This is a genomic window from Synechococcus sp. CBW1107 (assembly GCF_015841355.1).
Classification (GTDB): domain Bacteria; phylum Cyanobacteriota; class Cyanobacteriia; order PCC-6307; family Cyanobiaceae; genus Regnicoccus_A.
This window is the reverse complement of the sequence record NZ_CP064908.1, coordinates 939,466-960,563: the sequence shown is the minus strand read 5'-3', so window position 1 is coordinate 960,563 and position 21,098 is coordinate 939,466. Positions and strand designations below refer to the sequence as shown.

The 21,098-nt window shown below is 67.2% G+C and carries 25 protein-coding genes; 5 read left to right on the top strand and 20 right to left on the bottom strand.

Going from position 1 to position 21,098, the window contains the following annotated elements:
- Positions 1-63: 63 nt before the first annotated feature.
- Together I1E95_RS05165 and I1E95_RS05160 are read left to right on the top strand one after the other, a co-directional pair.
- Entirely contained in the window at positions 64-324 is a 261-nt protein-coding gene (locus tag I1E95_RS05165) for a glypican (RefSeq protein ID WP_197166036.1), read from the top strand.
- Complete coding sequence (locus tag I1E95_RS05160; RefSeq protein ID WP_197166035.1) at positions 324-770, top strand: hypothetical protein; 447 nt, start codon at positions 324-326, stop codon at positions 768-770. Before I1E95_RS05165 ends, I1E95_RS05160 begins: the two co-directional genes overlap by 1 nt.
- A 115-nt stretch (positions 771-885) precedes the next feature.
- On the opposite strand, the gene I1E95_RS05155 is transcribed toward I1E95_RS05160, so the two are convergent.
- The 8 genes from I1E95_RS05155 to I1E95_RS05120 all read right to left on the bottom strand — a co-directional run bounded on the left by I1E95_RS05155 (position 886) and on the right by I1E95_RS05120 (position 7,075).
- Complete coding sequence (locus I1E95_RS05155; protein WP_197166034.1) at positions 886-1,323, bottom strand: DUF2834 domain-containing protein; 438 nt, start codon at positions 1,321-1,323, stop codon at positions 886-888.
- On the bottom strand, positions 1,320-1,589 hold the full coding sequence (gene xseB / locus I1E95_RS05150; RefSeq protein WP_197166033.1) for an exodeoxyribonuclease VII small subunit: 270 nt from the start codon (positions 1,587-1,589) through the stop codon (positions 1,320-1,322). The genes I1E95_RS05155 and xseB overlap by 4 nt, the downstream gene beginning before the upstream one ends.
- Positions 1,586-2,788, bottom strand: coding sequence for an exodeoxyribonuclease VII large subunit (gene xseA / locus I1E95_RS05145; RefSeq protein WP_197166032.1), 1,203 nt, complete (start codon positions 2,786-2,788; stop codon positions 1,586-1,588). Before xseA ends, xseB begins: the two co-directional genes overlap by 4 nt.
- Positions 2,785-2,967, bottom strand: coding sequence for a hypothetical protein (locus tag I1E95_RS05140; RefSeq protein ID WP_197167595.1), 183 nt, complete (start codon positions 2,965-2,967; stop codon positions 2,785-2,787). The genes xseA and I1E95_RS05140 overlap by 4 nt, the downstream gene beginning before the upstream one ends.
- Before the next feature lie 185 nt (positions 2,968-3,152).
- A complete protein-coding gene (locus I1E95_RS05135) occupies positions 3,153-3,299 on the bottom strand; it encodes a chlorophyll a/b-binding protein (protein WP_006172180.1) in 147 nt (48 codons plus the stop codon).
- Between the two features lie 231 nt (positions 3,300-3,530).
- Positions 3,531-6,098, bottom strand: a complete 2,568-nt coding sequence (gene hrpB, locus I1E95_RS05130; RefSeq protein WP_197166030.1) for an ATP-dependent helicase HrpB — start codon at positions 6,096-6,098, stop codon at positions 3,531-3,533.
- Between the two features lie 284 nt (positions 6,099-6,382).
- The gene (locus tag I1E95_RS05125) at positions 6,383-6,766 is read right to left on the bottom strand and encodes a hypothetical protein (protein ID WP_197166028.1); all 384 of its coding nucleotides are present in this window, start codon (positions 6,764-6,766) and stop codon (positions 6,383-6,385) included.
- A gap of 81 nt (positions 6,767-6,847) precedes the next feature.
- The gene (locus tag I1E95_RS05120) at positions 6,848-7,075 is read right to left on the bottom strand and encodes a DUF2973 domain-containing protein (RefSeq protein WP_370594586.1); all 228 of its coding nucleotides are present in this window, start codon (positions 7,073-7,075) and stop codon (positions 6,848-6,850) included.
- Between the two features lie 388 nt (positions 7,076-7,463).
- On the opposite strand from I1E95_RS05120, the gene I1E95_RS05115 reads away from it, so the two are divergent.
- Positions 7,464-8,597 (top strand): trypsin-like peptidase domain-containing protein, encoded by a 1,134-nt coding sequence (locus I1E95_RS05115; RefSeq protein WP_197166026.1) that lies wholly within the window; start codon positions 7,464-7,466, stop codon positions 8,595-8,597.
- 90 nt (positions 8,598-8,687) lie between these two features.
- Here I1E95_RS05115 and I1E95_RS05110 read toward each other — a convergent pair whose 3' ends face one another.
- From I1E95_RS05110 to I1E95_RS05100, 3 genes are all read right to left on the bottom strand, one after another.
- The gene (locus I1E95_RS05110) at positions 8,688-8,960 is read right to left on the bottom strand and encodes a hypothetical protein (protein WP_197166024.1); all 273 of its coding nucleotides are present in this window, start codon (positions 8,958-8,960) and stop codon (positions 8,688-8,690) included.
- Between the two features lie 120 nt (positions 8,961-9,080).
- Entirely contained in the window at positions 9,081-9,299 is a 219-nt protein-coding gene (locus tag I1E95_RS05105; RefSeq protein ID WP_197167594.1) for a hypothetical protein, read from the bottom strand.
- A gap of 154 nt (positions 9,300-9,453) precedes the next feature.
- Positions 9,454-11,184 carry an ATP-binding cassette domain-containing protein gene (locus I1E95_RS05100; protein ID WP_197167124.1) on the bottom strand — a complete coding sequence of 577 codons (1,731 nt, stop codon included), beginning with the start codon at positions 11,182-11,184 and terminating at the stop codon, positions 9,454-9,456.
- Between the two features lie 131 nt (positions 11,185-11,315).
- Here I1E95_RS05100 and I1E95_RS05095 point away from each other — a divergent pair, with 131 nt between their 5' ends.
- Positions 11,316-11,495: a hypothetical protein gene (locus I1E95_RS05095; RefSeq protein ID WP_197166022.1), complete on the top strand. Its 180-nt coding sequence runs from the start codon at positions 11,316-11,318 to the stop codon at positions 11,493-11,495.
- Between the two features lie 27 nt (positions 11,496-11,522).
- Here the strand turns inward: I1E95_RS05095 and I1E95_RS05090 are convergent, their stop codons facing one another.
- Together I1E95_RS05090 and I1E95_RS05085 are read right to left on the bottom strand one after the other, a co-directional pair.
- Entirely contained in the window at positions 11,523-11,780 is a 258-nt protein-coding gene (locus tag I1E95_RS05090) for a hypothetical protein (protein ID WP_197166020.1), read from the bottom strand.
- A 390-nt stretch (positions 11,781-12,170) separates the two neighbouring features.
- Entirely contained in the window at positions 12,171-12,500 is a 330-nt protein-coding gene (locus I1E95_RS05085; protein WP_197166018.1) for a hypothetical protein, read from the bottom strand.
- Positions 12,501-12,592: 92 nt separating this feature from the next.
- Here I1E95_RS05085 and I1E95_RS05080 point away from each other — a divergent pair, with 92 nt between their 5' ends.
- Entirely contained in the window at positions 12,593-12,922 is a 330-nt protein-coding gene (locus tag I1E95_RS05080) for a hypothetical protein (protein ID WP_197166017.1), read from the top strand.
- Positions 12,923-12,938: 16 nt separating this feature from the next.
- Here the strand turns inward: I1E95_RS05080 and I1E95_RS05075 are convergent, their stop codons facing one another.
- The 7 genes from I1E95_RS05075 to I1E95_RS05045 form a co-directional block, all read right to left on the bottom strand.
- Entirely contained in the window at positions 12,939-14,072 is a 1,134-nt protein-coding gene (locus I1E95_RS05075) for an anhydro-N-acetylmuramic acid kinase (RefSeq protein WP_197166015.1), read from the bottom strand.
- Between the two features lie 35 nt (positions 14,073-14,107).
- Entirely contained in the window at positions 14,108-14,812 is a 705-nt protein-coding gene (locus tag I1E95_RS05070) for a TrkA family potassium uptake protein (RefSeq protein ID WP_197166013.1), read from the bottom strand.
- A gap of 163 nt (positions 14,813-14,975) precedes the next feature.
- Positions 14,976-15,611, bottom strand: a complete 636-nt coding sequence (locus I1E95_RS05065; protein WP_197166012.1) for a peroxiredoxin — start codon at positions 15,609-15,611, stop codon at positions 14,976-14,978.
- A gap of 102 nt (positions 15,612-15,713) precedes the next feature.
- Positions 15,714-17,528, bottom strand: a complete 1,815-nt coding sequence (locus tag I1E95_RS05060) for an SLC13 family permease (RefSeq protein ID WP_197166010.1) — start codon at positions 17,526-17,528, stop codon at positions 15,714-15,716.
- An 11-nt stretch (positions 17,529-17,539) separates the two neighbouring features.
- Complete coding sequence (gene hflX, locus I1E95_RS05055; protein WP_197166008.1) at positions 17,540-19,186, bottom strand: GTPase HflX; 1,647 nt, start codon at positions 19,184-19,186, stop codon at positions 17,540-17,542.
- Complete coding sequence (locus tag I1E95_RS05050) at positions 19,183-19,845, bottom strand: HAD-IA family hydrolase (RefSeq protein WP_197166005.1); 663 nt, start codon at positions 19,843-19,845, stop codon at positions 19,183-19,185. The genes hflX and I1E95_RS05050 overlap by 4 nt, the downstream gene beginning before the upstream one ends.
- Positions 19,842-21,083 (bottom strand): NAD(P)/FAD-dependent oxidoreductase, encoded by a 1,242-nt coding sequence (locus tag I1E95_RS05045; protein WP_197166004.1) that lies wholly within the window; start codon positions 21,081-21,083, stop codon positions 19,842-19,844. Before I1E95_RS05045 ends, I1E95_RS05050 begins: the two co-directional genes overlap by 4 nt.
- Between the last annotated feature and the right edge of the window lie 15 nt (positions 21,084-21,098).

Below are 21,098 nucleotides of genomic sequence, written 5' to 3'. Positions count from 1 at the left end.
GCTGATGGCTCTTCGGAGATCCGCACCGGTCCCTGATGCAAGATCCCGCAGGAGTGAGCGACGATGATCAGAGCTGAAGATGTCGTGTTGGCCAAATCAACTCTGACCCTGCGTCCACTCCCCACGGCCGTGCTGTTGCTGTGCGCTGGGATCGGTGCCTGTGTCGTGGGGACGTTCTTCACCCTGACCCTGGTTCCAGTGCTGATGGTGGCCGGTTTTGTCGCGGCTTTTCTGGTCGGCGCGTTGGTCTGTGCCTGGGCCGGTGTCGAGGCACTCGCGGCGCTTGAGCGCTGGTTGGAGCGTGATTCACGGTTTCAGCGCTGATGAATCGCCAGTTGCCCTGGTTCTGGATCCTTCTGGTCGGACTGTTGCTGGCCGCCCCCACCCCGCTGGGCCGCCTTCTGCTGGACCTGCTGGGTGGACTCACTCTGGCCGTGCTGCTGCTGCCATTGCTTCTGGCCGGTGCCGGAGCGGTTGCCTTTCAGGTCCTGAAGAGGCGGGTTCGGACCTGTACGGTCTGCGGTCTCACCAGCATGGCCTCAGGAACCTGCCCCGCCTGTGGTGCTCCGCTTCCCACCAGCAGAACTGAAAGTGGTGCTCCAGAGCCCTATGCCCAGTCTGCTCCTGCCGACCAGGAGTTGCCCAGGGGCCTCGCCGGCTGGCTCTGGACAGGCGGCGGACGGCCCTCTGAAGGATCTCCCGATGAAGGTAATCTCGATGTCAGCGATGTCACGATTGATGTGGAGTCGAAGGATGTGGACTCGCGTTGATCGCTGATCACGAAGGCCATAGGCTGTCACGATTCCGTTGGCGGAGTTGCTGAAATGTTCCTGTTGTGTGGCGGACGCAGGACTTGTTTGATACAGAAATATAATTGTCGCCGGGTCAAGGTTCTTTCAGACTTTGACGGCTGATCTCCAAGAGGCGTCGTTCTCTCATGAAGAGAAAGAATGGGGCCGCAAAAGCGAAGGCAAGCGTCACACTGCCAAGCAGAACGATCCAGAGTCCCCGCATCTTCAGTCGGCGTGCTTCGCTGATGATCCAGATGGTGACGGCAGTCGCTCCAATCAGCAGATCACGCGACAGTGAACGCGCCGCTGGGTTGGCGTTGGCTAACTCGATGAACTGTGACAGGTCGAAGGCCTGGCCGTAGTCGCGGATGAATTCAGCGTTGGCCAGCCAGGGGAAGATGGCGCCTGACACGGCCAGAGCCAGGTACACCCATTGCAGCCATGGCGATGGCGGAGACGCCGTGTTCACCACGACGGCGACGGTGGTCCCATCGCTGCTCCCTGAGACGGCCTTGTTGCTCGCTGGTGTCATGCTTCGGGCTCAAGAGCATTCAGGTCTAGCTCTTCCACTTGCTGCTGCACCTGCTGCAGCACCTCCTCGCAGCGATCGGCGTAGGCCACTGCACGTTTGTACAGCCCCGCCATGGTTTCCACCTCCAGGTCTTCCGACTGCAGTGCCGCCAGGGTGAGCTCAAGGGCCGTCCGGCTCTGGGCGAACGTCAGCTGCTGGGTCTCCTCAAGCCAGCTGTCTTCTGCCGGCGTTTGCGAGGGGGGGGGCTGGCGCTTGCGGGTGCTCATGGCTGCGGGTGCTCGTGACGACGTCCGGTGACTCGGGCGTCGGCGGTCCCATCCAACCACTGAATCCGCAGGCCCTCGCCCTCCTCCACCTGCTCGATCGAGCGCAGAAGCTGGCCGGCTTCGCTGCGCACCAGACAGAACCCTCGCTTGAGCAGTTGGCTGGGCGAGAGGGCCTCCATCAGCTGGCGCCGTTGCTGCAGGTGTGCCTGGTGCCGCTGCAACAGCGCCTGGGGCTGGAGCTGCTGCAGCCGCTGCCGCTGGGCGAGCAGCCGTTGCCGCTCCCGATCCACTCTCCAGCGCAGGGTCTGCCGCAGTTGCTGCTGCCGCTGCCGCAGTTCCTGGCGCAGGGTTCGCTGGTCGGGCAGCAGAGCCACGATCGCCGCTGTCGGCGTAGCGGCCCTGTAATCAGCCACCAGGTCGGCGATTGTGGTGTCGTCTTCGTGGCCGAGACCGGTGACCACCGGCAGGTTCAGGGCCGCCAGGCCGAGGGCTACCTCCTCAGTGTCAAAGACGGCGAGATCTTCGCGGCTGCCGCCCCCTCGAGCCAGCACCACGGCTTCGATGCCCAGGCGACCGGAGGCCTGGCCCACCAGCTCCAGGGCCGTGCAGATGCTGGCCTGCACGGCTCCCTGTACGGGGATCGGCACAACAAGAATCCTGGTGGCAGGCCAGCGTTCGGCGGCGGTGCGCAGCATGTCGGCCAGGGCGGAACTGGGGCTGCTGGTGAGCAGCGCGATCACCGCAGGGCATTCAGGCAGGGGCTGTTTGCGGGCGGGATCGAACAGGCCGCTGCCCTCAAGGCGCTTCCTGACCCGCTCGAACTGGCGCAGGACGCTGCTCAGGCTGGGGCGGATGTCGAGAGCCTGGACGCAGAGACTGGCCCGCGCACCCCAGAAGTTGAGCTTGCCGACGACGATCACCCCATCGCCATCGGCTGGGGTGAAGCTCAGGCGAGGCAGTTGAGACGCCCAGACCACCGCCGTGATCGAAGCCGTCTCATCCAGCAGCGTCATCCAGAGATGACCTTTTTTCAGCTGCGGACGCGAAACCGTGGCCTCCAGCAGGAATCGGGGAGCGAAACCGCGATCCAGCAGGGTCCCGATCGAGCGGTTCAGGTCACTGACGCTGTAACGGGGCAGAGGCTGACCGCCGGTTTCTGCCGCCCGCTCCGGGGCTCCGCTGGTCGTGAGGCCTGTCAATGCTCGAGCCGCCCGTAGCAGTACCCCCAGTAGAGGCTGATCGCCGAGGCCGTCAGGAAGAGCAGGCGGCCGAGCGGGTGATCGAAACGAATCAGCCCAGCTGTGGCGATCACCAGGACCGTGCTCAACAGGCGTGAGCCATCACGTCGATTCTTGACGAAGAACGGAGCCAAAGGCACGAACCGCCGAGGGAGTCGATGATTCTGGCTGACGGCTCAGGCGAGGAGGGTGTGGGCTCTCAGCCCGCCACTCCGGCCAGAGCGGAGATGACGGAGCAATTGAAAACCCCACCGCCTCCACCTGACGGAGACGATGGGGTTGTCACGACCAGGCCCGATGACGAGCGTGGAAGGATCTCGATCTCTCAACCCAGGCCGATCTGGGAGAGAATGCCCTGACCGGTGAGGAGTTCGGTGGCCAGGCCGATCACGAAACCGAGCATGGCCAGGCGGCCGTTCCAGGTTTCAGCGAAGTTGACGAAACCGAAGCGAGGTTGGGTGGCGTCAGACATGGTTGGGTCCAGTGGGCCTGCTAAGTGTAACGAATCTTGGAGCTGACTTGACGTTGGGCTGCGGTCGATCCGTTGTTCGGATTTCCGGCCTGCCGATCTGACTCGCGGAGCCGCGACTCCGTCTCCTCGGGGCCGCTCCCATGACCAGCTGAGACTGCCAGGGGAGCAGCCACTGCCCGAGAGGTGCACCGGCCGCGCCCTTCGTTGGCCAGGGGGCCAGCTTCGGCTGACTCAGGGAGCTCCAGCTCCGGCCGAATCCTGACCGCTGCGGCTCTGGGCGCGACTGGTGGAGGCCGTGGGGACGGCCTGGGAGGGATCTTCGGGCCAGGGATGTCTGGGGTAGCGCCCTCTGAGCTCCCGGCGCACCTGGGCGTAGCTTCCCCGCCAGAAACCTCCCAGATCCTGGGTGATCTGCACCGGGCGCCTGGCTGGGGAGAGCAGATGCAGGCTCACAGGCAGCTCACCCTCCAGAACTCTGGGCCCTTCGCTCAGGCCAAAGAGTTCCTGGAGTTTCACGGCGAGGACAGGTCCGCCACTGCCGTACTCCAGCCTGGCCCTGCGCCCGGTCGGAAGGATGACCTGGCTGGGGAGCAGGCGTTCCAGCTCCTGGCGTCGCTCCCAGGCCAGACCGCTCCAGAGCGCCTCCTTCAGGTCGATCTGGCGCAGATCGTCCAGGGTGCGAAGGCCCATCAGCTGATCCCCGAGCCACTCCTCCAGTTCTCGTTCCAGCGCCCTCTCGTTGCGGTCGGGCCAGGGTCCTCCCCGGCGAGTGTGGGCGAGGGTGAGCCGGTGCTGGAGGTCTCGGCTGTCGCGGGTCCAGGGCAGAACCCCCAGTCCGAGCGAACGGATGCCTTCCAGCAGCGCCGTCAGCACTGCCGCGTCTGGTGGATCGTCCCAGGGGCGTCGCTCCAGCACCAGAGCCCCGATCCGTCGCTCGATCACGGCCCGCACCCGTCGCTCAGCCGGCTCCCAGCTCACCAGCGGCAACTGGCAGCCCTGCTCGGCCTGAAGCCTCTCGAGGCTCTGGCGCTGCAGCGGCAGGGCCTGGAGGATGCGCACATCGCTGACGCTGCCATCCACCGTGGCCACCGCCAGGCAGATGTGGCCAGCCAGGGGATCATGGGCCGGGAGCTGGGCGCCACGGCCACTGCGCATGAGAAAGCGCCCCTGTCCCTCCGGGCGTGCCAGCACGATCCGCTCAGGATAGGCACAGCTCAGAAGCCATGCCGCCGCCTCAGCCTCCGCCAGAGAGGAACGGCCGGCTGGCAGGGAAGTCGCCTGCACCTGCTGCAGGAGCTGCCGGCAGAGTTGCCTGAGCGGCCCACGCCGGGGGTCTCGCCCGTCCTGGCGCAGCCAGTCGAGGCGGGTCATCAGGTCGCTGCCCGCCCCCTGGCCCGCCAGGGGATCGCGTTCGCTGAGCAGAGTCGCCAGCTCGCAAGCCAGCCGGGCCCTGCCCAGGCGCTGGCCCTCCAGCAGCATGTGAGCCAGGCGGGGATGCAGTCCCAGCTGGCCCATGGCCCGGCCATGGGCGGTGAGAACACCCTGCTGGTCGACGGCGCCCAGCTGAGCGAGCAGCTCCAGTCCCTGGCGCAGGGCGGCCTGCGGCGGCGGGTCCAGCCAGGGGAGTGATTCCCCCAGCCCGGCCCCCCAGCGGGCGAGTTGCAGCACCAGGGGCAGTGGATCCGCTTCCAGCAGCTCGGGCGGGTCGTAGGCCGGCCGCCGCTGCTGCTCGGCCGCCGACCAGAGCCGGACGCAGCGCCCGGGCCCCAGGCGCCCGGCCCGTCCCCGCCGCTGCTCGGCGCTGGCCATGCTGGCGGGCACGGTGACCAGCCCGTCCATGCCGGTGCGGGGATCGAAGCGGCTGCGCCGGCTCAGACCGCTGTCGACCACCAGGCGAACGCCCTCGATGGTGAGGGAGCTTTCGGCGATGGCGGTGGAGAGCACCACCTTGCCGCCCACCCGGCGGCTGGCGTCGATGACGCGGCTCTGGGCGTCAAGAGACAGCCCACCGTGCAGGGTCTGGAGTTCCGCCCGCTGTCCCCAGCGGGTGGCTTCGATCGCCCGCTGCGCCTGCTGAATCTCCCGTTGCCCAGGCAGGAACACAAGTGCCGTCCCGGCATCATCCTCTGCCTCCCTCAGCCAGTGGTCCTCCAGGGCGCGCACCACCTGGGCCCCGAGGGACTCCCTCTCCCTTGGCGGTTGGTGGTGCAGCTCCACCGGATGGCTGCGCCCCTCGCTGCTGATCACCACCGCTTCCGGCAGGTGCTGGCTGAGGGGTTGCAGGATGAGTGTGGCCGACATCACCAGGAGCCGCAGCTGAGGATTCAGCAGGGGGCGGGCTTCCCGCAGCAGGGCCAGGGCGAGATCAGCGTCGCTGCGTCGCTCGTGAAATTCATCGAAGATCACCGCCGCCACGCCATCCAGGGCGGGATCGTCCTGAAGGCGCCGCAGGAACAGGCCATCGGTGAGCACCTCCAGGCGGGTGGCCCTGGAGCAGCGCTGCTCCAGCCTCACGCGATAGCCCACCCTCGCGCCCACCGGCTCGTTGAGGGCTGCGGCCAGACGGGTTGCCGCGGCTTTGGCCGCCAGCCGACGCGGCTCGAGCATCAGAATGGTGCCTTGAGGCTGCTCGCCGGAGGCCAGGTGCTGCAGCAGGGCCAGGGGGACGCGGGTGGTCTTGCCGGCCCCTGGCGGGGCCTGGAGAAGAAGGGTGCCGCCTGGTGGGAGTTGGCGCACGATCTCCGGCAGAAGCGGGTCGATCGGCAGCGCTTCCCCGTGGCGGCTGAAGGGGAAGCCCATGGTGTTCAGCGGGGGCTGATGGACCCCGCAGGGGAAGGCATCTGAAGTGGTGCCACGCGGCTCAACCGAGGAGCCGCAGGACAAGGGCCAGCAGGGCAGTGCTGAGCAATCCCAGGGATGCCAGCAAGCGCACAAGCGGCCCGACGGACAGGCCCAGAGAGGACATGAAGAAAATCGGAAGAAGTGGATACCAGTGTTTTAACGCCGCCCGGTGGGGTGGGTGGTGTTGATGGCCACGTTTCGTAGCCACACGTTGGAATGACCACAGAGCCAGGCGCCGCTGATCAGCGCACGTGACGGGCGCCGTCCACCGGGTGGTACGACTCTCCGGTGGTTTCTTCGTAGACGATCGCCGGAAGACCCGTCTCGAACATCGTCTGGAGGGCCTCTTTGAGGTAGGGGTTCCAGCCACCGGTACTCACCTTGCCGTGTCGCACGGTCCAGTCCCAGGTGCCCTGCAGATCGCGAGGGATGCGACCTTCACGATCGCGGCGAGCCACCAGGTCCTGGGATTCCACCAGCCCCACCAGAATCGGATCCTTGCCGTAGGCGGGCGTGAGGCTCAGCTCCAGGCGGATGGGGTCATCCTTGATCAGGTGAAGACGGAAGCGGGGGGGCAGCTTCAGCCCGCGCAGCACAGCAGCCACGATGCGTGTTTTCTGATCCAATTCTCGGCCTCCGCCAGAACTCGGGTTCACCATCCGGTTGTACCAGCCGGATGGTGAACCCCAAGATATGAAGGAGCCGGATCAGTCGGACTGGGCCGGCAGCCTGGGGGGATCGTTGTCGCCACCGAAGCGGACGGTGAGCAGATCCTCAGAGGTGATCTGTCCATCAGCATCCAGCAGCTCGGGATGGATGGTGAGCCTGCCCGTGCGGTCTACAGCCGGCTGGGCAGGGTCAGCCTGAGTGGAAGCCATGGAACTTGGGACCCCGGCGTCGCCTGGGCGTGGGACGGCCGAGAACCCCCGCCCCATCACCTTGAAGGCCTGCCAGAGGAGAAGCAGCATGCAGGAGCCGTAGAGGATCGGAAAGATCTGAGACAACAACGGTGCCATCGGCGTCTCTGCGGTGCTGGGGGAAATCCCGCTCACGCTTCCATCATTGCCTGGATGAGGCTCCCTGGGCGAGCTTCCAGGCCCAGAGACTGCTGCAAGCGGCCCCGAAGGCAAGGAAGACCAGCAGCAGGGAGCTCGTATCCATGGATCGTTTACAAATCTTTGTTAAGCCTAGGTGGTCCCCCGGCCGTTCGTGTGGCTGGTGCCGCTGCACTTCGTCACACCTTGGCGGGTGACCGGCCTTACCTGCAGGCCGCCACTGCCGTTACGGTCCAAAAATCCTGTGTGCATCCCTGCCGTGACGACCATGAATTCCCGCTGGCGCCGGTCCCTGCGCCCTGTTCTGCCCCTGGCCCTGCTGCTGGGATCTCCCCTGCTGCCCCTGGTCCCCCTGCCTGCCCCGGCAAGGCCTGCGGCGGCCGCCTCCCTCACCCGCCAGTCGTTCGTGGCCGATGCGGTGCGCCGCTCCGGACCGGCCGTGGTCACGATCGACACCGAGCGCACCGTGGTGCGCCCGGGCAGCGGTGGACTGCCGCCGGGGATGATGCTCGATCCCTTCTTCCGGCGCTTCTTTCCCCAGGCCCAGCAGCCGACTCAGCGCACGGAGCGAGGCCAGGGCAGCGGCGTGATCTTCCAGTCCGATGGGCTGATCCTCACCAATGCCCATGTGGTCGAGAAAACAGACCGGGTCTTCGTGGGCCTCAAGGATGGCCGTCGCACCGAGGGCAAGGTGATCGGCCTCGACAACCTCACCGATCTGGCCCTGGTGCGGCTGATGGAGCCTGGACCCTGGCCGGTGGCCCCCCTGGGCAATTCCGATGCTCTTCAGGTGGGGGACTGGGCCATCGCGGTGGGAAACCCCTATGGGCTCGATAACACCGTGACCATGGGCATCATCAGCAACCTCAACCGCAATGTGGCCAAGCTTGGAATCACCGACAAGCGGCTGGATCTGATCCAGACCGACGCGGCGATCAATCCGGGCAATTCCGGTGGCCCCCTGCTCAATGCCGACGGTGAGGTGGTGGGGATCAACACCCTGGTGCGCTCGGGTCCCGGCGCTGGTCTGGGATTTGCCATTCCGATCAACCGGGCCAGGGAGATCGCCAATCAGCTGCTGGCCACGGGCCGGGTCAGTCATCCGATGATCGGCGTGGGGCTGGACAACCTTCCCCCCGAGCTGAAGCGCAGTCTCAGTGGCGGTGCGCTGGTGCGTTCGGTGATGCCTGGAGGCCCGGCCTCAAGGGCTGGTCTGCGCAGTGGAGACGTGATCGTGGCGGCGGCAGGCAAGCCGGTGGCCGGTCCGTCTCAGATGGTGGAGGCCGTGGAGGCCAATGGTGTAGGGCGGCCGATGGCCCTCAAGGTGATGCGGAGCGGCACGCCGGTTCAGCTTGAGGTGGTGCCCACGGGCATGGACAGTGTGAGGGGACGGACCAGGTGAGTGCCGTCGAGACGAGGGTCCCTGAAAGACGGGGAGCTCCATGGTCACCATGGAGCTCCCATACAGACAGGATCAGGGCCGATCCCGGATTCAGAGCACATCCATCGAGCCGTTGACACTCGGCTGGGAGGAGTTCTCACGCGACAATCCAGGAGCTGACTTCGGCAGGCCTCCGAACTTGGTGGGGGTTCCCAGCTGCTGGCGCATGATCCATTCCGTGGCGGCTTTCTGGGTGTGCCAGGCCTGAAGCAGTTGCTTGGCCAGGCCGCGCAACGACTGGGGATCCCCAGTGGAATCGATCATGCGGCTCATGCGCTCCAGCTCAAACTTTTGGCCGAGACTGAGGGCGAGCGGTTCGGACATACGAGGCATCGCGACGGGGCAGTGAAGCCATGCCAATGCTACGAAGTGTTTCGGGTGCTCGCGTAGCGACCGGTACAGAGTTACCGATTTCCTGTCAGGATCTGCCCATGGTGCCGGGGCTCAGTGGTGTTCCCGGAGCTGCTCCACGCACTGGGTGATGCACTCGCCGTCGTCGAGGGAGCAGGTGGTGATGCACTCGAAGTAGCTCTCCACCGAATCGCCGCCGCCGTCGTCGTGGCCGAGGCTGGTGGCGGTGGTGATCACGGCCATGCCCATGGCGGCTTGGGGGGAGCCCGCTCCGCCTGGGCTGGCCGGGGGATGGCCGAAGGAATGGGTCATGCGCCGGACCTGGATATGGGGATAAGGTCAGGATATGGAGATCATTCCGGCGGGTCCAGACAGTTGAGTCTTTCTGCCTACTGAAAGATGAAGTTGTTTGTGCTTGCTTTAGAGATTAAGTTGATGCGGCTCTGAAGGGCCGTTCAGTGCTCGTTCAGCTTCCTCCCCGGGAGCGGCGTGCCTCGCTCTTGGCCTTCTGCTTCAGCCGGTTGGCCTCCTGGCGGGCCTGCTTCGCCCGTTCCTGCTCGGCGAGGCTGAGGGCTTCGGCCTCCTCGGCTTTTTTCTCCAGGTAGTAGGCGTAGTCGCCCCGGTAGAGCACCAGTTCGCCCTCGCGCAATTCGACGATGCGGTTGGCCACCTGGGAGATGAAGTAGCGGTCGTGGGAGACGATCAGCGCGGCTCCTTCGTAGCCCTGCAGGGCCGACTCCAGCATCTGCTTGGCGGGAATGTCGAGGTGGTTGGTGGGTTCGTCCAGCACCAGCAGGTTGCAGGGGCTCAGCAGCATCAACGCCAGGGCCAGTCGGGCCTTCTCGCCGCCGCTGAGCTGGCCCACCGCCTTGAACACGTCGTCGTTGCTGAAGCCGAAATTGCCCAGCAGCGAGCGAACCTGGGTCTGGGTCCAGTCGGGCACGGCCTCGAACAGGGTGTCGATGACGCTGCGCCCGAGATCAAGGGCTTCGGCCTGGTTCTGCTCGAAGTAGCCCGCCACCACGTTGTGCTCCCCCAGACCGGCCTGCCCCCCGTCGGGGGGTTCCAGCCCCATCACCAGGCGCAGCAGGGTGGATTTACCCGCCCCGTTCGGACCGACGAAGGCGATGCGATCCCCACGTTCCACCTCGAGACTGGCTCCCAGAAAGAGGATCTTGTCGCCGTAGCTGTGGGTGAGGTCGTCGATCACAGCGACCTGGCGGCCTGATCGGGGAGCCGGCGGGAACTGGAAGCGCGGGCCGGAGACGCCCTCGAGAGGGGCCTCGATCCGCTCCACCTTCTCCAGCAGCTTCTCGCGGCTCTTGGCCTGCGTGCTGCGGGTGGCGCTGGCACGGAAGCGATCGATGTAGGCCTGCTGGCTGGCCAGTTCCTTCTGCTGGCGCTCGAAGGCGGCCTGGCTGGCTTCCCGTTCCAGGGCCTTCTGCTCCAGGTGCTGGCTGTAATTGCCCAGGTAGGTGCGTGAGACACCGCGCTCCGTTTCAACGATCAGGTTGCAGACCCGGTCGAGGAAGGCGCGGTCGTGGCTGACCACCACCATGGGCACCTCCTGCTCGAGCAGATACCCCTCCAGCCACTGGATCGTCTCCACATCCAGGTGGTTCGTGGGCTCATCCAGCAGCAGCAGATCGGGATCCTGAAGCAGGATCTTGCCCAGGGCGATGCGCATCTGCCAGCCGCCGGAATAGGCCCCTACCGGCTCTTCGGCCCCCTCGGGAGTGAAGCCGAGGGTGGGCAACAGTTTGTCGATGCGCGCATCGAGCTCGTAGCCGTGCAGCGCTTCGAAGCGGCTGTGCAGCCGGCCCAGCTCATGGATCAGCTCATCGAGGTGGCGGGGATCACTCGCCGCCTGATCACTGGCCATCTCGTGCTCCACCCGGTGCTGGCGGACCAGCACATCGGCCGCCTCGCCGAAGGCCTGGAAGAGCTCCTCCCGCACGCTGCGGTCCAGATCCACGTCGAATTCCTGACGCAGGTAGGCGATGCGGGGATTCCCCTGGCGCACCACCTGGCCCGAGCTGGGTTCCTCAAGGCCGGCGATCAGCCGCAGCTGGGTGGATTTACCGGCCCCATTGACGCCCACCAGACCGACCCGGTCTCCGGCCTTGACCTCCCATGTGACATCCCGCAGCACCTCGCCTGTGGGATAGATCTTCGAGACACGTTCCAGACGGAGCACGGTTTGGGCGGATCGGCTGTGAAACGTCATCATCTCCGCTCGGCCCGATCGCGGTTGCTCGCTCCTCGCCAGATGGGCGGATCCGCTCGCGTGCGGGGCAGACTGCAAGTCTTCTCCCGCCACCGCCCTTGATGGTGAAACGTCTGGAGCAGGTGGCGGCGCTCGTGGTGGCGGCCGGCCTGGCGATCGTGAGCTACTGGCTCTTCTTCAGCTGGGCCCAGGGGGGGCGTGAGCTGCGCGAGAAGCCTCGCCAGGGGCCGGCCATTCAGTCCGAGCCATCGTCAGTCCCCGGCGAGCGGCAGAGGCCCTGAGCTGAGCGAGTGACGGCCTGCCTGGGGTCAGAGCCCTCCGCGGGCCTTGATCAGCCACTGTTTGCTGTCCAGGTCGTCGAGGGAGGCCAGATGCTCCCGGACCGAGGCCTCGGTGACGGGCAGATCGAACTCGGCTCCCATGGCGATGATCCGCTCGATCGTCCCTTTGGGATCCTGCAGGGCCTGGCGGAACAGGGCCTGGGTGAGGACTTCATCGGAGCGGATCCGCTCGTAGAGCGCGGCGGCGTTGGCCGCGGCGGCCGGTTCGGGCGGGTGCTCGGTCATGGGTACTGGCCTGGCGATAACAGGCGGAGCTCTCACCATGGCACCCTATGGCGGCTCACCAGCCAGGGCTGGATTTTGTTGGCTGTTGTTGGAGGTGTCACGGCGGCAGGCGCCGGCTCAGGCGGCTGGCGCACCCCCCGCCCCCGGGATGGCTCAGCTCGATCAGGGCGCCCCAGGCGCCAGGTCAGCGGGTGGAGGTCGCTGGCCACGCCGTCGGTGACAGGGCTGAAATGGTGCCGTCCAGCAACGATGACTCCTGCCTGAATCCGTCAGGAGAGGCGAACAGGATCAGAACGACTCCCGCGGGCCGACCGGAAGAATGAAGTCCTGGTCCAGGACTGCCGCCGCTCAACCGCTGGCGAGGGGGGGCAGTCAGGCGGGAAGACCCCTTCAGGCGGCCTGAGGCGGCTCCACCGATTCGCCTGATTCGGTTCCGCCGGTTGGCCTCTCCAGGCTGCGGGCCTCCAGGCAGAGCAGCTGGCGCAGCTGGGCGTAATTGGCAGCCAGGGGCTGGCGACCTTCCTGGAGAGCGTTGAACTCGGCGCGCTGCAGCACGTGATGCAGATGAGTGAGCAGGTACGTGCTGATCACCGCTGAAACCTCGACGTCGCTGGAGCCAGCCCCGCGGGTGCTGGGGGTCCCTGGGGAGGCCTGACGCTGCTTGGTGCGACGTGGCTTCGGGGGCTGTCCTGCCGCCGACGTGAGCGCGCTGTTGGGCATGGCTCGTGCTCGGAGCGCTTCAATCTTAGTGCCGGATACTATCCGTTGGGATCTCTGTACACTGGTGTGTAACGCGTGGGATCTGTTCCGTTGTGGCTACCCGCCAGACCTCCACGAGCGGCCGCCCCAAGTCCCCCCGCATTCAGGTGGTGCTGCCTGAGGAGCTCTGCGACCGCCTCACAGCGGCGGCGGAAGCGGAATCACGCACCGTGAGCAACATGGCCAAGGTGCTGATCCAGCGGGGGCTCGACAGCCTCGAGCTGGCAGCGGCTCAGCGTCCCCCGCTGATGGGCGAGCGCAGCAGCGGCCCCGGCAGGCCCACCGAGCGCTTCCGCGAGGTGCTGGAACGTCAGGAGCGCAGCCAGCCCCGACGGCTGCGGGGACTGCCGCGGCGTCTGCGCCTGCCCCGCTCCAGCTCCTGAGTCGCATCTTTCGGGCTCAGAGCGTCGGATCCGCCCTGACACCCATCACCGCCGCCCGGCGAGCGCCGGTCACCGAAGGCAGGCACCCGGCATGGCCCTGGTGATGCCACCAGGCGAACAGGGCAAAGCCGAGGGCCTCACGGGCGGCCTCGTCGAGGCCCAGCTCCGCCAGCGACCGCACCCACAGCCCCCGGCAGCGACGCCTGAGCTGATCCATCAGCATCGTGTTGCGGGCTCCGCCTCCCGCCACCACCAGCTCCAGAGGCCTGGGCCCATGACGCAGATCGGCCGCCACCACCGCCGCGCTGAACGCCGTGAGAGTGGCCAGGGCGTCGGCCGGTTCCAGGGGGGCTCCGGCGGCCACCGCCCTCTGCTCCAGATCAAGCAGACGCCGCTCCAGATCAGGCAGGCCGAACTCTTCCCGGCCGGTGGATTTCGGTGGCGGCAGCTGGAAGAAGGGCTCCTGCAACCACGACTGGATCAACTCCTCCTGCACCACGCCCCGGCTGGCCCAGGCGCCGCCCTCGTCGTAGCTGAGGCTGCCCTGGCTGAAGCGGTTCACCGCCAGGTCGATCAGCGTGTTGGCCGGGCCGCAGTCCCAGCCGCGCACGGGCTGCTGGCGCTCGGGGCCCCGGGCCGGCGGCAACAGCGTGAGGTTGGCGATCCCGCCGAGGTTCAGAACCGCGCGCCAGCCCCCGATCGGCTCCAGCAGGGCCGCATCGGCTGCGGGCACCAGAGGGGCGCCATGCCCCCCCAGGGCCAGGTCATGGGCGCGCAGATCGAACACCACGGGCCGCTCCAGCAACTGGGCCAGCAGCGGCCCCTGCAGCAGCTGCCAGCTGGCGCCGCGCCGGCCCGTCTCTGGGGCCCGGTGCCAGATGGTCTGGCCATGACAGCCCACGAGCTCGGCGCGGCCGGCTGGATCGCAGCGGCGGGCGCACTCAGCCTGGGCCTCGGTCACGGCTTCGCCCAGATCCAGCAGGGCGGCCGCTGCCAGTGGCTGACCCTGCCCGACAGCGATCAGCTGGGCCCGCAGATCGCTGGGGTAGACGTGGAAGCAGTGGTTGAGCACACGCCAACGGGGGCGCGCCGGGGGGCCCTGAAAGCTGGCCAGCACAGCGTCCACCCCATCGGCGCTGGTGCCGCTCATGAGTCCGAGCACCAGGCTGGGACGCCCAGGGACCTTCACAGCTGGGGCAGGCCTTCGAGCGCCTGAACGGTTCCCATCACCACCAGCAGATCCCCTTCGCTGAGCACGTGGGAGGCCGGGGGGTTCACCGAGAGCCGGTTCTCCGGGCCTGCGGCCAGAACGCTCACCTCATAGTTCTTGCGCAGGTTCAGATCGCGCAGGGAGCGACCGATGAAGGCCTGAGGCACCTTGATCTCCTCGATGCTGTTGCGATCATCGAGCCTGAGCCTCTCCAGCAGGTTGGGGCGCACCAGCTGACGGGCCAGCTGCTCCCCCTGCATGCGTGAGGGGAACACCACCTTGTCGGCCCCAACCCGGCGCAGCATCTTCTCGTGCAGGTCGCTGGTGGCCCTGGCGATCACCTGCTTCACCCGGCTGCCCTCGCTGTCCTTGACGATCAAGGTGGCGGTGATGCTGGCCGCGATCGGTTCGCTGATGCCCACCACCACTGTGTTGAGATCGAGCACACCCGCCTCCCGCAGAGCCTCTTCATCGGTGCAGTCGAGAGCGCGGGCCTCGATGGCCGGATCCACCTGACGCAGGGCATCGATGGCGCGCTGGTCCCTGTCGATGGCCAGCACCTCGGCACCGCAGCGCACCAGTTCCTTGCAGACGGCTGTGCCGAAACGGCCCACCCCGATCACCGCGAAACTGTCCGGTGCGGCCGTTCCGGCTCCCTGCCAGCGCCACCAGTTGGTCATCGAGGCTCATCCGTGTGCGACGCCATTCTGTGACCCGCACCCATCGCCAGCCGCTGGCCAGTCCCCGCCACCGGCCGGAGAAAAAAAATCCCGCCGGAGGCGGGAGTGGACACAGGTCCAGGACGGCGCCCGCCGGGCTGGTCCGTTCAGGACAGCTGGATCCTCACTTGTTCGGCTGGGGGGTCATGCGCAGGTAGGGCCTGATCTCGGTGACACCCTTGGGGAACTTGACACGGGCGTCTTCGGTGGCGATGGAGGGCACCACCACACAGTCTTCGCCGTCCTTCCAGTTCACCGGTGTGGCGACCTGGTGGTTGTCGGTGAGCTGCAGGGAATCGATCACCCGCAGGATTTCGTCGAAATTGCGGCCGGTGCTGGCTGGGTAGGTGATCTGCAGACGCAGCTTCTTGTTCGGATCGATGATGAAGACCGAGCGCACCGTCAGGTTGTTGAGGGCATTCGGATGGATCATGCCGTAGAGATCGCTGACCGTCTTGTCGGAATCCGCCAGGATCGGGTAATCAACAACCGTGCACTGGGTTTCGTTGATGTCGGAGATCCAGCCCTTGTGGCTTTCGGCCGAGTCCACGCTCAGGGCGATCGTTTTGACGTTGCGCTTCTCCCACTCGGGGCGCAGGCGCGAGACCTCGCCCAGCTCGGTGGTGCAGACCGGGGTGTAGTCGGCCGGATGGGAGAAGAGCACGACCCAGCTGTCGCCGGCGTAGTCGTAGAGATTGATCGGACCCAGCTGGGACTGCTGGGTGAAATCGGGAACGGTGTCGCCGAGTTGCAGCGTCATGGGAAACAAGCGTGTTGGTAGGGAGAGGAAGAGGGTCGTGGCGGGAAGGGCGCCCTTCCGCGGCCGCATCCCAGGCCTGGGTCAGGTTAGGCACCAGAGGGCCTAGATCCCGAACTGCCTGCAGACCAGCCAGGGCACCAGAAGGGTCATCACCAGGGTGAGGGGAAATTCGTAGCGGGCCACATCGAGGAAGCGATAGCGGCCGGGGCCGAACACCATCAGGTTGGTCTGGTAGCCCACCGGGCTGAGGAAGCTCTGGCTGGCTCCGAACAGGACGGTGAAAATGAAGGCCATCGGCGGCATGCCGAGGCCGATGGCCACTTTGGCCGCAATGGGAATCACCATCGCCACCGTGGCCGCGTTGCTCATCACCTCGGTGAGCAGGGTGGTGAACAGGAACACTCCGGCGAGGGCCCAGAAGATCGGCCAATGCTGGAGTCCGATCAGCAGGGACTTCGCCATGGCCTCGGCCAGGCCAGTTTTCTCAAGGGCCACACTGAAGCTGGCCAGGGAGCCCAGCAGCAGGATCACATCCAGACGGATCGAGCGCAGAAGCTCCCCCGTACGGAGGCAGCCGCTGGCCACCATCGCCACGGTGCCCAGCAGCACAGCCGCCACCAGGGGCAACACCTTGAAGGTGGGCAAGACGATCACCAGGATGGCGATGACCATGGCGAGGCCCTTGCGGCTGACGGTCGGCAGATCGTCTTCGATCTGCTCGAGGACCACCAGGTCATTGTTGGCCTGAAGGCCGCGGATGGCATCCTGGGGGCCTTGCAGGAGCAACACATCACCCTCCCTGAGGGTTGCCCTGCCAAGCCGTTCGCGCAACACCTCATTGCCGCGGCGCAGGGCCAGAACCGTGGTGTTGTAGCGCTGGCGGAAGCGCAGATCGCGCAGGCTTTCCCCGGCCAGGGTCGACCCGGCGGGCAGGAGCACCTCGACCATCCGCAGGTTGGCCAGGGCCTGGGAGGCCAGTTCGGCCTCTCCAGATTCAGGAACAGGCGCAAGAACAATGGTGTGCTCCTGCTGCAGCCTGAGCAGGTCGTCCCGGGTGCAACGCAGCACAAGACGATCCCCCTCGAGTAGGCTGCGGTCGGCCAGGGGTGGGGTGAAGCGCTCGTCTTTTCTGTGGATCTCGAGCACGTCGACGTCGAAACGTCGTTGCAGTCGCGTGCCATGCAGGGATTTCCCCACCAGCTCGGAGCGCGCCGGGATCATCACTTCGGTGAGGTAGCCACTACCGCTGAAGCTGTGGGCCAGGTCGCGATCGTCGCTGCCGCGATCCGGAAGGAAACGGTCGGAGAGCAGCACCATCACCAGGCTGCCTCCCAGCCAGACTCCGATTCCGATCGGGGTGAAGCTGAACAGATCGAAGGCTCCGTAACCCAGTTTGTTGCTGACTTCGCTGGCCAGCAGGTTCACCGAACTGCCGATCAGCGTCAGCGTTCCTCCCAGAACGGTGGCGAAGGACAGCGGCAGCAGCACTTTCGAGGGGGAGATGCGGCGGCGATGGCACCAGCCCTCGACCACGGGCAGCAATGAGGCGACGATCGGGGTGTTCGGAACGAAAGCTGAGACTGGTCCCACCAGGGTGGTGAGCATCAGGATCATGCGCTTGGGGCTGCGGACCGCGTCGGAGCCGATCAGGCCCCTGAGCCGATCGAGGCCGCCGGAGCGAAAGAGGCCGGCCGAGAGCGCGAACAGGCCCAGCACGGTGAGCAGAGCCGGACTGCCGAAGCCCTCCAGGGCTTCGGCGGGTTTGAGCACCCCTGTGGCCATCAACAGACCGGCGACGAGAAGACCCGTGACCTCCGGGGCGAGCCAGCCGGTGATGAACAGCACGACCGCCAGGGCCAGCACCATCAGGGTGATCAGGGCCTGGGGCTGGAGGGCGGCCTGAAGCAGGTCGTCCATGGACGTAATCCCTACGTGGATTGCGGCCAATCTTGCAGCAGGTCGCGCAGGTGCTGCAATCCCAGGCCTTCCGTTGCGGAAATGAACACCACATCGGCGTCCAGGGACCGGGCCAGCTCGAGGGCGCCGGCGGGGCAGCGATCGATCTGGTTGGCCACCAGCCGGCGGGGGGCCTGGCTGCCGAGGGAATCGAGGATGGTGTGAACGGTTTCGAGCTGCACGGGCCAGGCCGGATCGGCCAGATCCACCACGATCAGCAGCCCGTCGGCCTCGAGGGTTTCCTCCAGGGTGGAGCGGAAGGCCTCCACCAGCGGCGGCGGCAATTCGCGAATGAACCCCACCGTGTCCGTGAGCAGCAGGCGTCGCACCGCTCCGTGGCCATCGGGCAGCTCCAGCCGGCGGGTGGTGGGATCGAGGGTGGCGAACAGCTTGTTCTCCGCCAGCAATTCTTCCCCGGCCACCGGCTGGGTGAGGGCGTTGAGCAGAGAGCTCTTGCCCGCATTGGTGTATCCCACCAGGGCCAGACGTTTCAGCCCACCCCGGCCCTGACGGAGGCGAGCCCGGTGTTCCCCCAGCCGCTCCACGTCGCGCTGAAGCCTCTCGATCCGGCGGGCAATGGCGCGGCGGTCCTTCTCCAGCTGGGTCTCGCCCGGTCCGCGAGTGCCGATGCCGCCCCCCTGGCGCGAGAGGCTCAGGCCACGGCCGCTCAGCCTGGGCAGGCGGTAGCGCAGCTGGGCCAGTTCCACCTGCAGGCGCCCGGCGCTGCTGGCGGCCCGCTGGGCAAAGATGTCGAGAATCAGCTCGCTGCGGTCACTCACCGGCAGATCCAGCAGCCGCTCGAGATTGCGGGCCTGTACGGGGGTGAGCTCACGGTCGGTCACCACCAGGGTGGCCCCGAGCCGGCGTGCCTCCAGTGCCGCTTCCCGCAGTTTGCCTTCACCCCAGAGGGTGTGGGGGGCGGCCTGCTGGCGCTTCTGGCGCACCACCCCCACCGGCAGGCCACCGGCACTGCGCACCAGTCCTTCGAGCTCGGCGATGTCGCGCTGGCTCGCGCACTCCTCGCCGCTCACGAGCGCCAGCAGCATCACCCGCTCCGGCCCCTGCGGAGTCTGGTTGATCGCCCCGGCTCCCTCCAGCTCGCCCGCCTCGGCGGGGTTGATGCCGGGATCACAGAGGTCGGCGAGCTCGCCTTCCAGCCGGCAGCTCCAGGGCTGGGCTTCATCGCGGCTGAGGCCGTAGACGGCGGCGGGCCAGCGACCACCGGAGCGGGCGCGGTCGCTGAAACGCAGCCAGAAGAGGGGCTGCAGGTCCATGCCCACCAGAGCGTCGCTGCCAAGGGGCTCCAGCGATTGCCCCCGGCCGATGCAGCTGAGCAGCCGTAGATCCTGGCCCTGACGCCGCTCGGAGCCAGGCAGGCGCTCGATCAGCCGGCCCGATTGCTCCAGGGGGCCGACCCAGAGCAGACGGCAGAGGCCGCGACCATCCACCACCAGGCTGAGGGGCAGTTCCAGCTCCCGGGACTCGGCCGCCAGCCGCTGCAGTCCCAGCAGGTCGGCGCCTCCCTGTTCCGGGTGGCGGCGCTGGGCCAGGCGCTCCAGGCGCCGTTTCTGGGCGGGCCGCAGCCCTGCGACACGGCCGGCGAGAACGGACTGTTTCAATGGCGGCGGATCAGCAGACAGGTGATCCCGGCAGCCCGGGCACCCTCCAGATCCTCGGGGCTGTCGCCCACATGCCAGACCTGCTCGGGCCGGAGTCCCAGGCCGTCGAGGGCCAGCCTGAAGGGCTGGGGGCTGGGTTTGGCGGCACCCGCCGCACTCGAGACCACCACCAGCTCCAGAAGCTGCGCCAGGTCGAGAGCCTCGAGCAGCCCGTGCAGCCGCTGGTCGAAGTTGCTCACCACCGCCAGGCGCAGGCCAGACCCGTGCCAGCGGCCGATGGGGCCGATGACATCGGGATACACCTTCCAGAGATCCGGCTCGGCAAAGCGCTCGAACAGCTCACGCGCCAGCTCAGGGGGAAGGTCAAGCTCGTCCAGGTCGCCTCCGCTCGAGCGCAACGTCTCCTCGATCCGTTGACTCCACCACTGCCGCTCGGCCGCCAGAAGCTCCGCTTCCTCCAGGCCGGGGAAGGCCAGGGGCGTAGCCCGGCGCAGCACGGCAGGGAAAGCCCGATCGATCGCCGCCGGCTCCACGATCACGCCGTGACGGAGGGCGACCTCTGCATAGGTGTGTCCCACGGATCGGCGCAGGCCGATCAAGGTGCCCATGGCATCCAGCAGCAGCCCTGCGGGTGCGCCAGGGCTCAGGGGCACCCTCATCGAGGCCCGCTCGGATGGCGGCCGAGATCACTCAACCAGCCAGCCGCCACCCTGAGCTGGTGCGGCACTCCCGGCAGCCTCGAGAGATAGGTGAGCTGACGGATCCGGTAAGCGGCGGGCCCCGCCAGGGTCACGCCCAGGCCAGTGAGGCTGGCCTCACCGATGCCGAGGCTGATCATCTCGCCCAGATCCTTCCAGCGGAATGGCTGCAACGACTCACCCTCGAGCGAGCGCAGCAGATTCTCCGCCAGGCAGTCGGCCTGCTGGAAGGCCACCTGGGCCGTGGCCGCCAGAGGTTCCCCATCGGCATCAGCGACGTGGGCCACATCACCGATGGCAAAGACCCCGGGAGTCCCTTCCAGCTCCAGGGTCGGTTCGCAGAGCAGCCGGCCCCGCTCATCGAGTCTGGCGGCAGGATCGATCGGGGGCGGGGTCACAGTCACCCCCGCTGTCCAGATCACCCCATCCACCGGCAATGTCTCGCGGTTGCTGCCCGCCGCCGCCGCAGTCAGGCTCAGCTCCAGGCGGCCGGGCTCAAGCGCCAGCACCCGGGTGTGGGTGCGCAGGCGGATGTCACGGCGGAGCAGTGCCGAGCGGGCCTGCTCGCGGTTGAAGGCCCGGGCCTGGGGCAGAAGATCGGGGCCCTGCTCGATCAGTTCGATCACGGTGCTGCCCCGGAGCAGATCGGCCAGCTTGCAGGCCAGCTCCACCCCGCTCGGCCCGGCCCCCACCACCGCCAGCCGCTGCAGAGGTCTGGGGTGGCTGCGCAGATGCTGCACCAGGTCCTGCAGTCGCTCCACGTCGGTCAGGTTGCGGAACGGGATGGCCAGCTCCTCCACCCCGGGAATGCCGTAGCTGGTGCCGCGGCTGCCGGTGGCGATCACCAGGCGCGAATAGGCCAGCTCCCGACCCTTCTCGGTGTGGACACAGCCGGCGCGGGCATCGATGCGGCTGATCCCGTCCCGCAGCCAGGCCACACCGCGGCTGGCCAGCAGGGTGTCGTAGCGGGGGGCCACTTCCCAGCTGCGCAATTCCTCCGAGAGCAGCTCGTAAAGCAGAGGCAGGAACAGGAAGCGCTCCTGGGGCTCCACCAGCAGGATCGGCGGGTGGTGACGGCGGGACGCCAGGGCCAGGGCCGTGTACAGACCGCCGAAGCCGCCGCCGGCGATCAGCACCGGCCGCGTGGGGCCTGGTGCCTGTGGGGACGTGTTGGCCGGGCGCCTGCTGGGCTCCTCCATGGGCGAATGGCCTTG

Excerpts from the sequence above, each read along its gene's own strand:
- I1E95_RS05070 (WP_197166013.1), bottom strand. The coding sequence starts at position 14,812 with ATGACCAACTGGTGGCGCTGGCAGGGAGCCGGAACGGCCGCACCGGAC.
- I1E95_RS05165 (WP_197166036.1), top strand. The coding sequence starts at position 64 with ATGATCAGAGCTGAAGATGTCGTGTTGGCCAAATCAACTCTGACCCTG.
- I1E95_RS05065 (WP_197166012.1), bottom strand. The coding sequence starts at position 15,611 with ATGACGCTGCAACTCGGCGACACCGTTCCCGATTTCACCCAGCAGTCC.
- I1E95_RS05050 (WP_197166005.1), bottom strand. The coding sequence starts at position 19,845 with ATGAGGGTGCCCCTGAGCCCTGGCGCACCCGCAGGGCTGCTGCTGGAT.
- I1E95_RS05160 (WP_197166035.1), top strand. The coding sequence starts at position 324 with ATGAATCGCCAGTTGCCCTGGTTCTGGATCCTTCTGGTCGGACTGTTG.
- I1E95_RS05085 (WP_197166018.1), bottom strand. The coding sequence starts at position 12,500 with ATGCCCAACAGCGCGCTCACGTCGGCGGCAGGACAGCCCCCGAAGCCA.
- I1E95_RS05095 (WP_197166022.1), top strand. The coding sequence starts at position 11,316 with ATGGTGAAACGTCTGGAGCAGGTGGCGGCGCTCGTGGTGGCGGCCGGC.
- I1E95_RS05135 (WP_006172180.1), bottom strand. The coding sequence starts at position 3,299 with ATGTCTGACGCCACCCAACCTCGCTTCGGTTTCGTCAACTTCGCTGAA.
- I1E95_RS05120 (WP_370594586.1), bottom strand. The coding sequence starts at position 7,075 with ATGGGGCGGGGGTTCTCGGCCGTCCCACGCCCAGGCGACGCCGGGGTC.
- I1E95_RS05155 (WP_197166034.1), bottom strand. The coding sequence starts at position 1,323 with ATGACACCAGCGAGCAACAAGGCCGTCTCAGGGAGCAGCGATGGGACC.
- hrpB (WP_197166030.1), bottom strand. The coding sequence starts at position 6,098 with ATGGGCTTCCCCTTCAGCCGCCACGGGGAAGCGCTGCCGATCGACCCG.
- I1E95_RS05090 (WP_197166020.1), bottom strand. The coding sequence starts at position 11,780 with ATGACCGAGCACCCGCCCGAACCGGCCGCCGCGGCCAACGCCGCCGCG.
- xseB (WP_197166033.1), bottom strand. The coding sequence starts at position 1,589 with ATGAGCACCCGCAAGCGCCAGCCCCCCCCCTCGCAAACGCCGGCAGAA.
- I1E95_RS05045 (WP_197166004.1), bottom strand. The coding sequence starts at position 21,083 with ATGGAGGAGCCCAGCAGGCGCCCGGCCAACACGTCCCCACAGGCACCA.
- I1E95_RS05105 (WP_197167594.1), bottom strand. The coding sequence starts at position 9,299 with ATGACCCATTCCTTCGGCCATCCCCCGGCCAGCCCAGGCGGAGCGGGC.
- I1E95_RS05075 (WP_197166015.1), bottom strand. The coding sequence starts at position 14,072 with ATGAGCGGCACCAGCGCCGATGGGGTGGACGCTGTGCTGGCCAGCTTT.
- I1E95_RS05060 (WP_197166010.1), bottom strand. The coding sequence starts at position 17,528 with ATGGACGACCTGCTTCAGGCCGCCCTCCAGCCCCAGGCCCTGATCACC.
- I1E95_RS05110 (WP_197166024.1), bottom strand. The coding sequence starts at position 8,960 with ATGTCCGAACCGCTCGCCCTCAGTCTCGGCCAAAAGTTTGAGCTGGAG.
- I1E95_RS05115 (WP_197166026.1), top strand. The coding sequence starts at position 7,464 with ATGAATTCCCGCTGGCGCCGGTCCCTGCGCCCTGTTCTGCCCCTGGCC.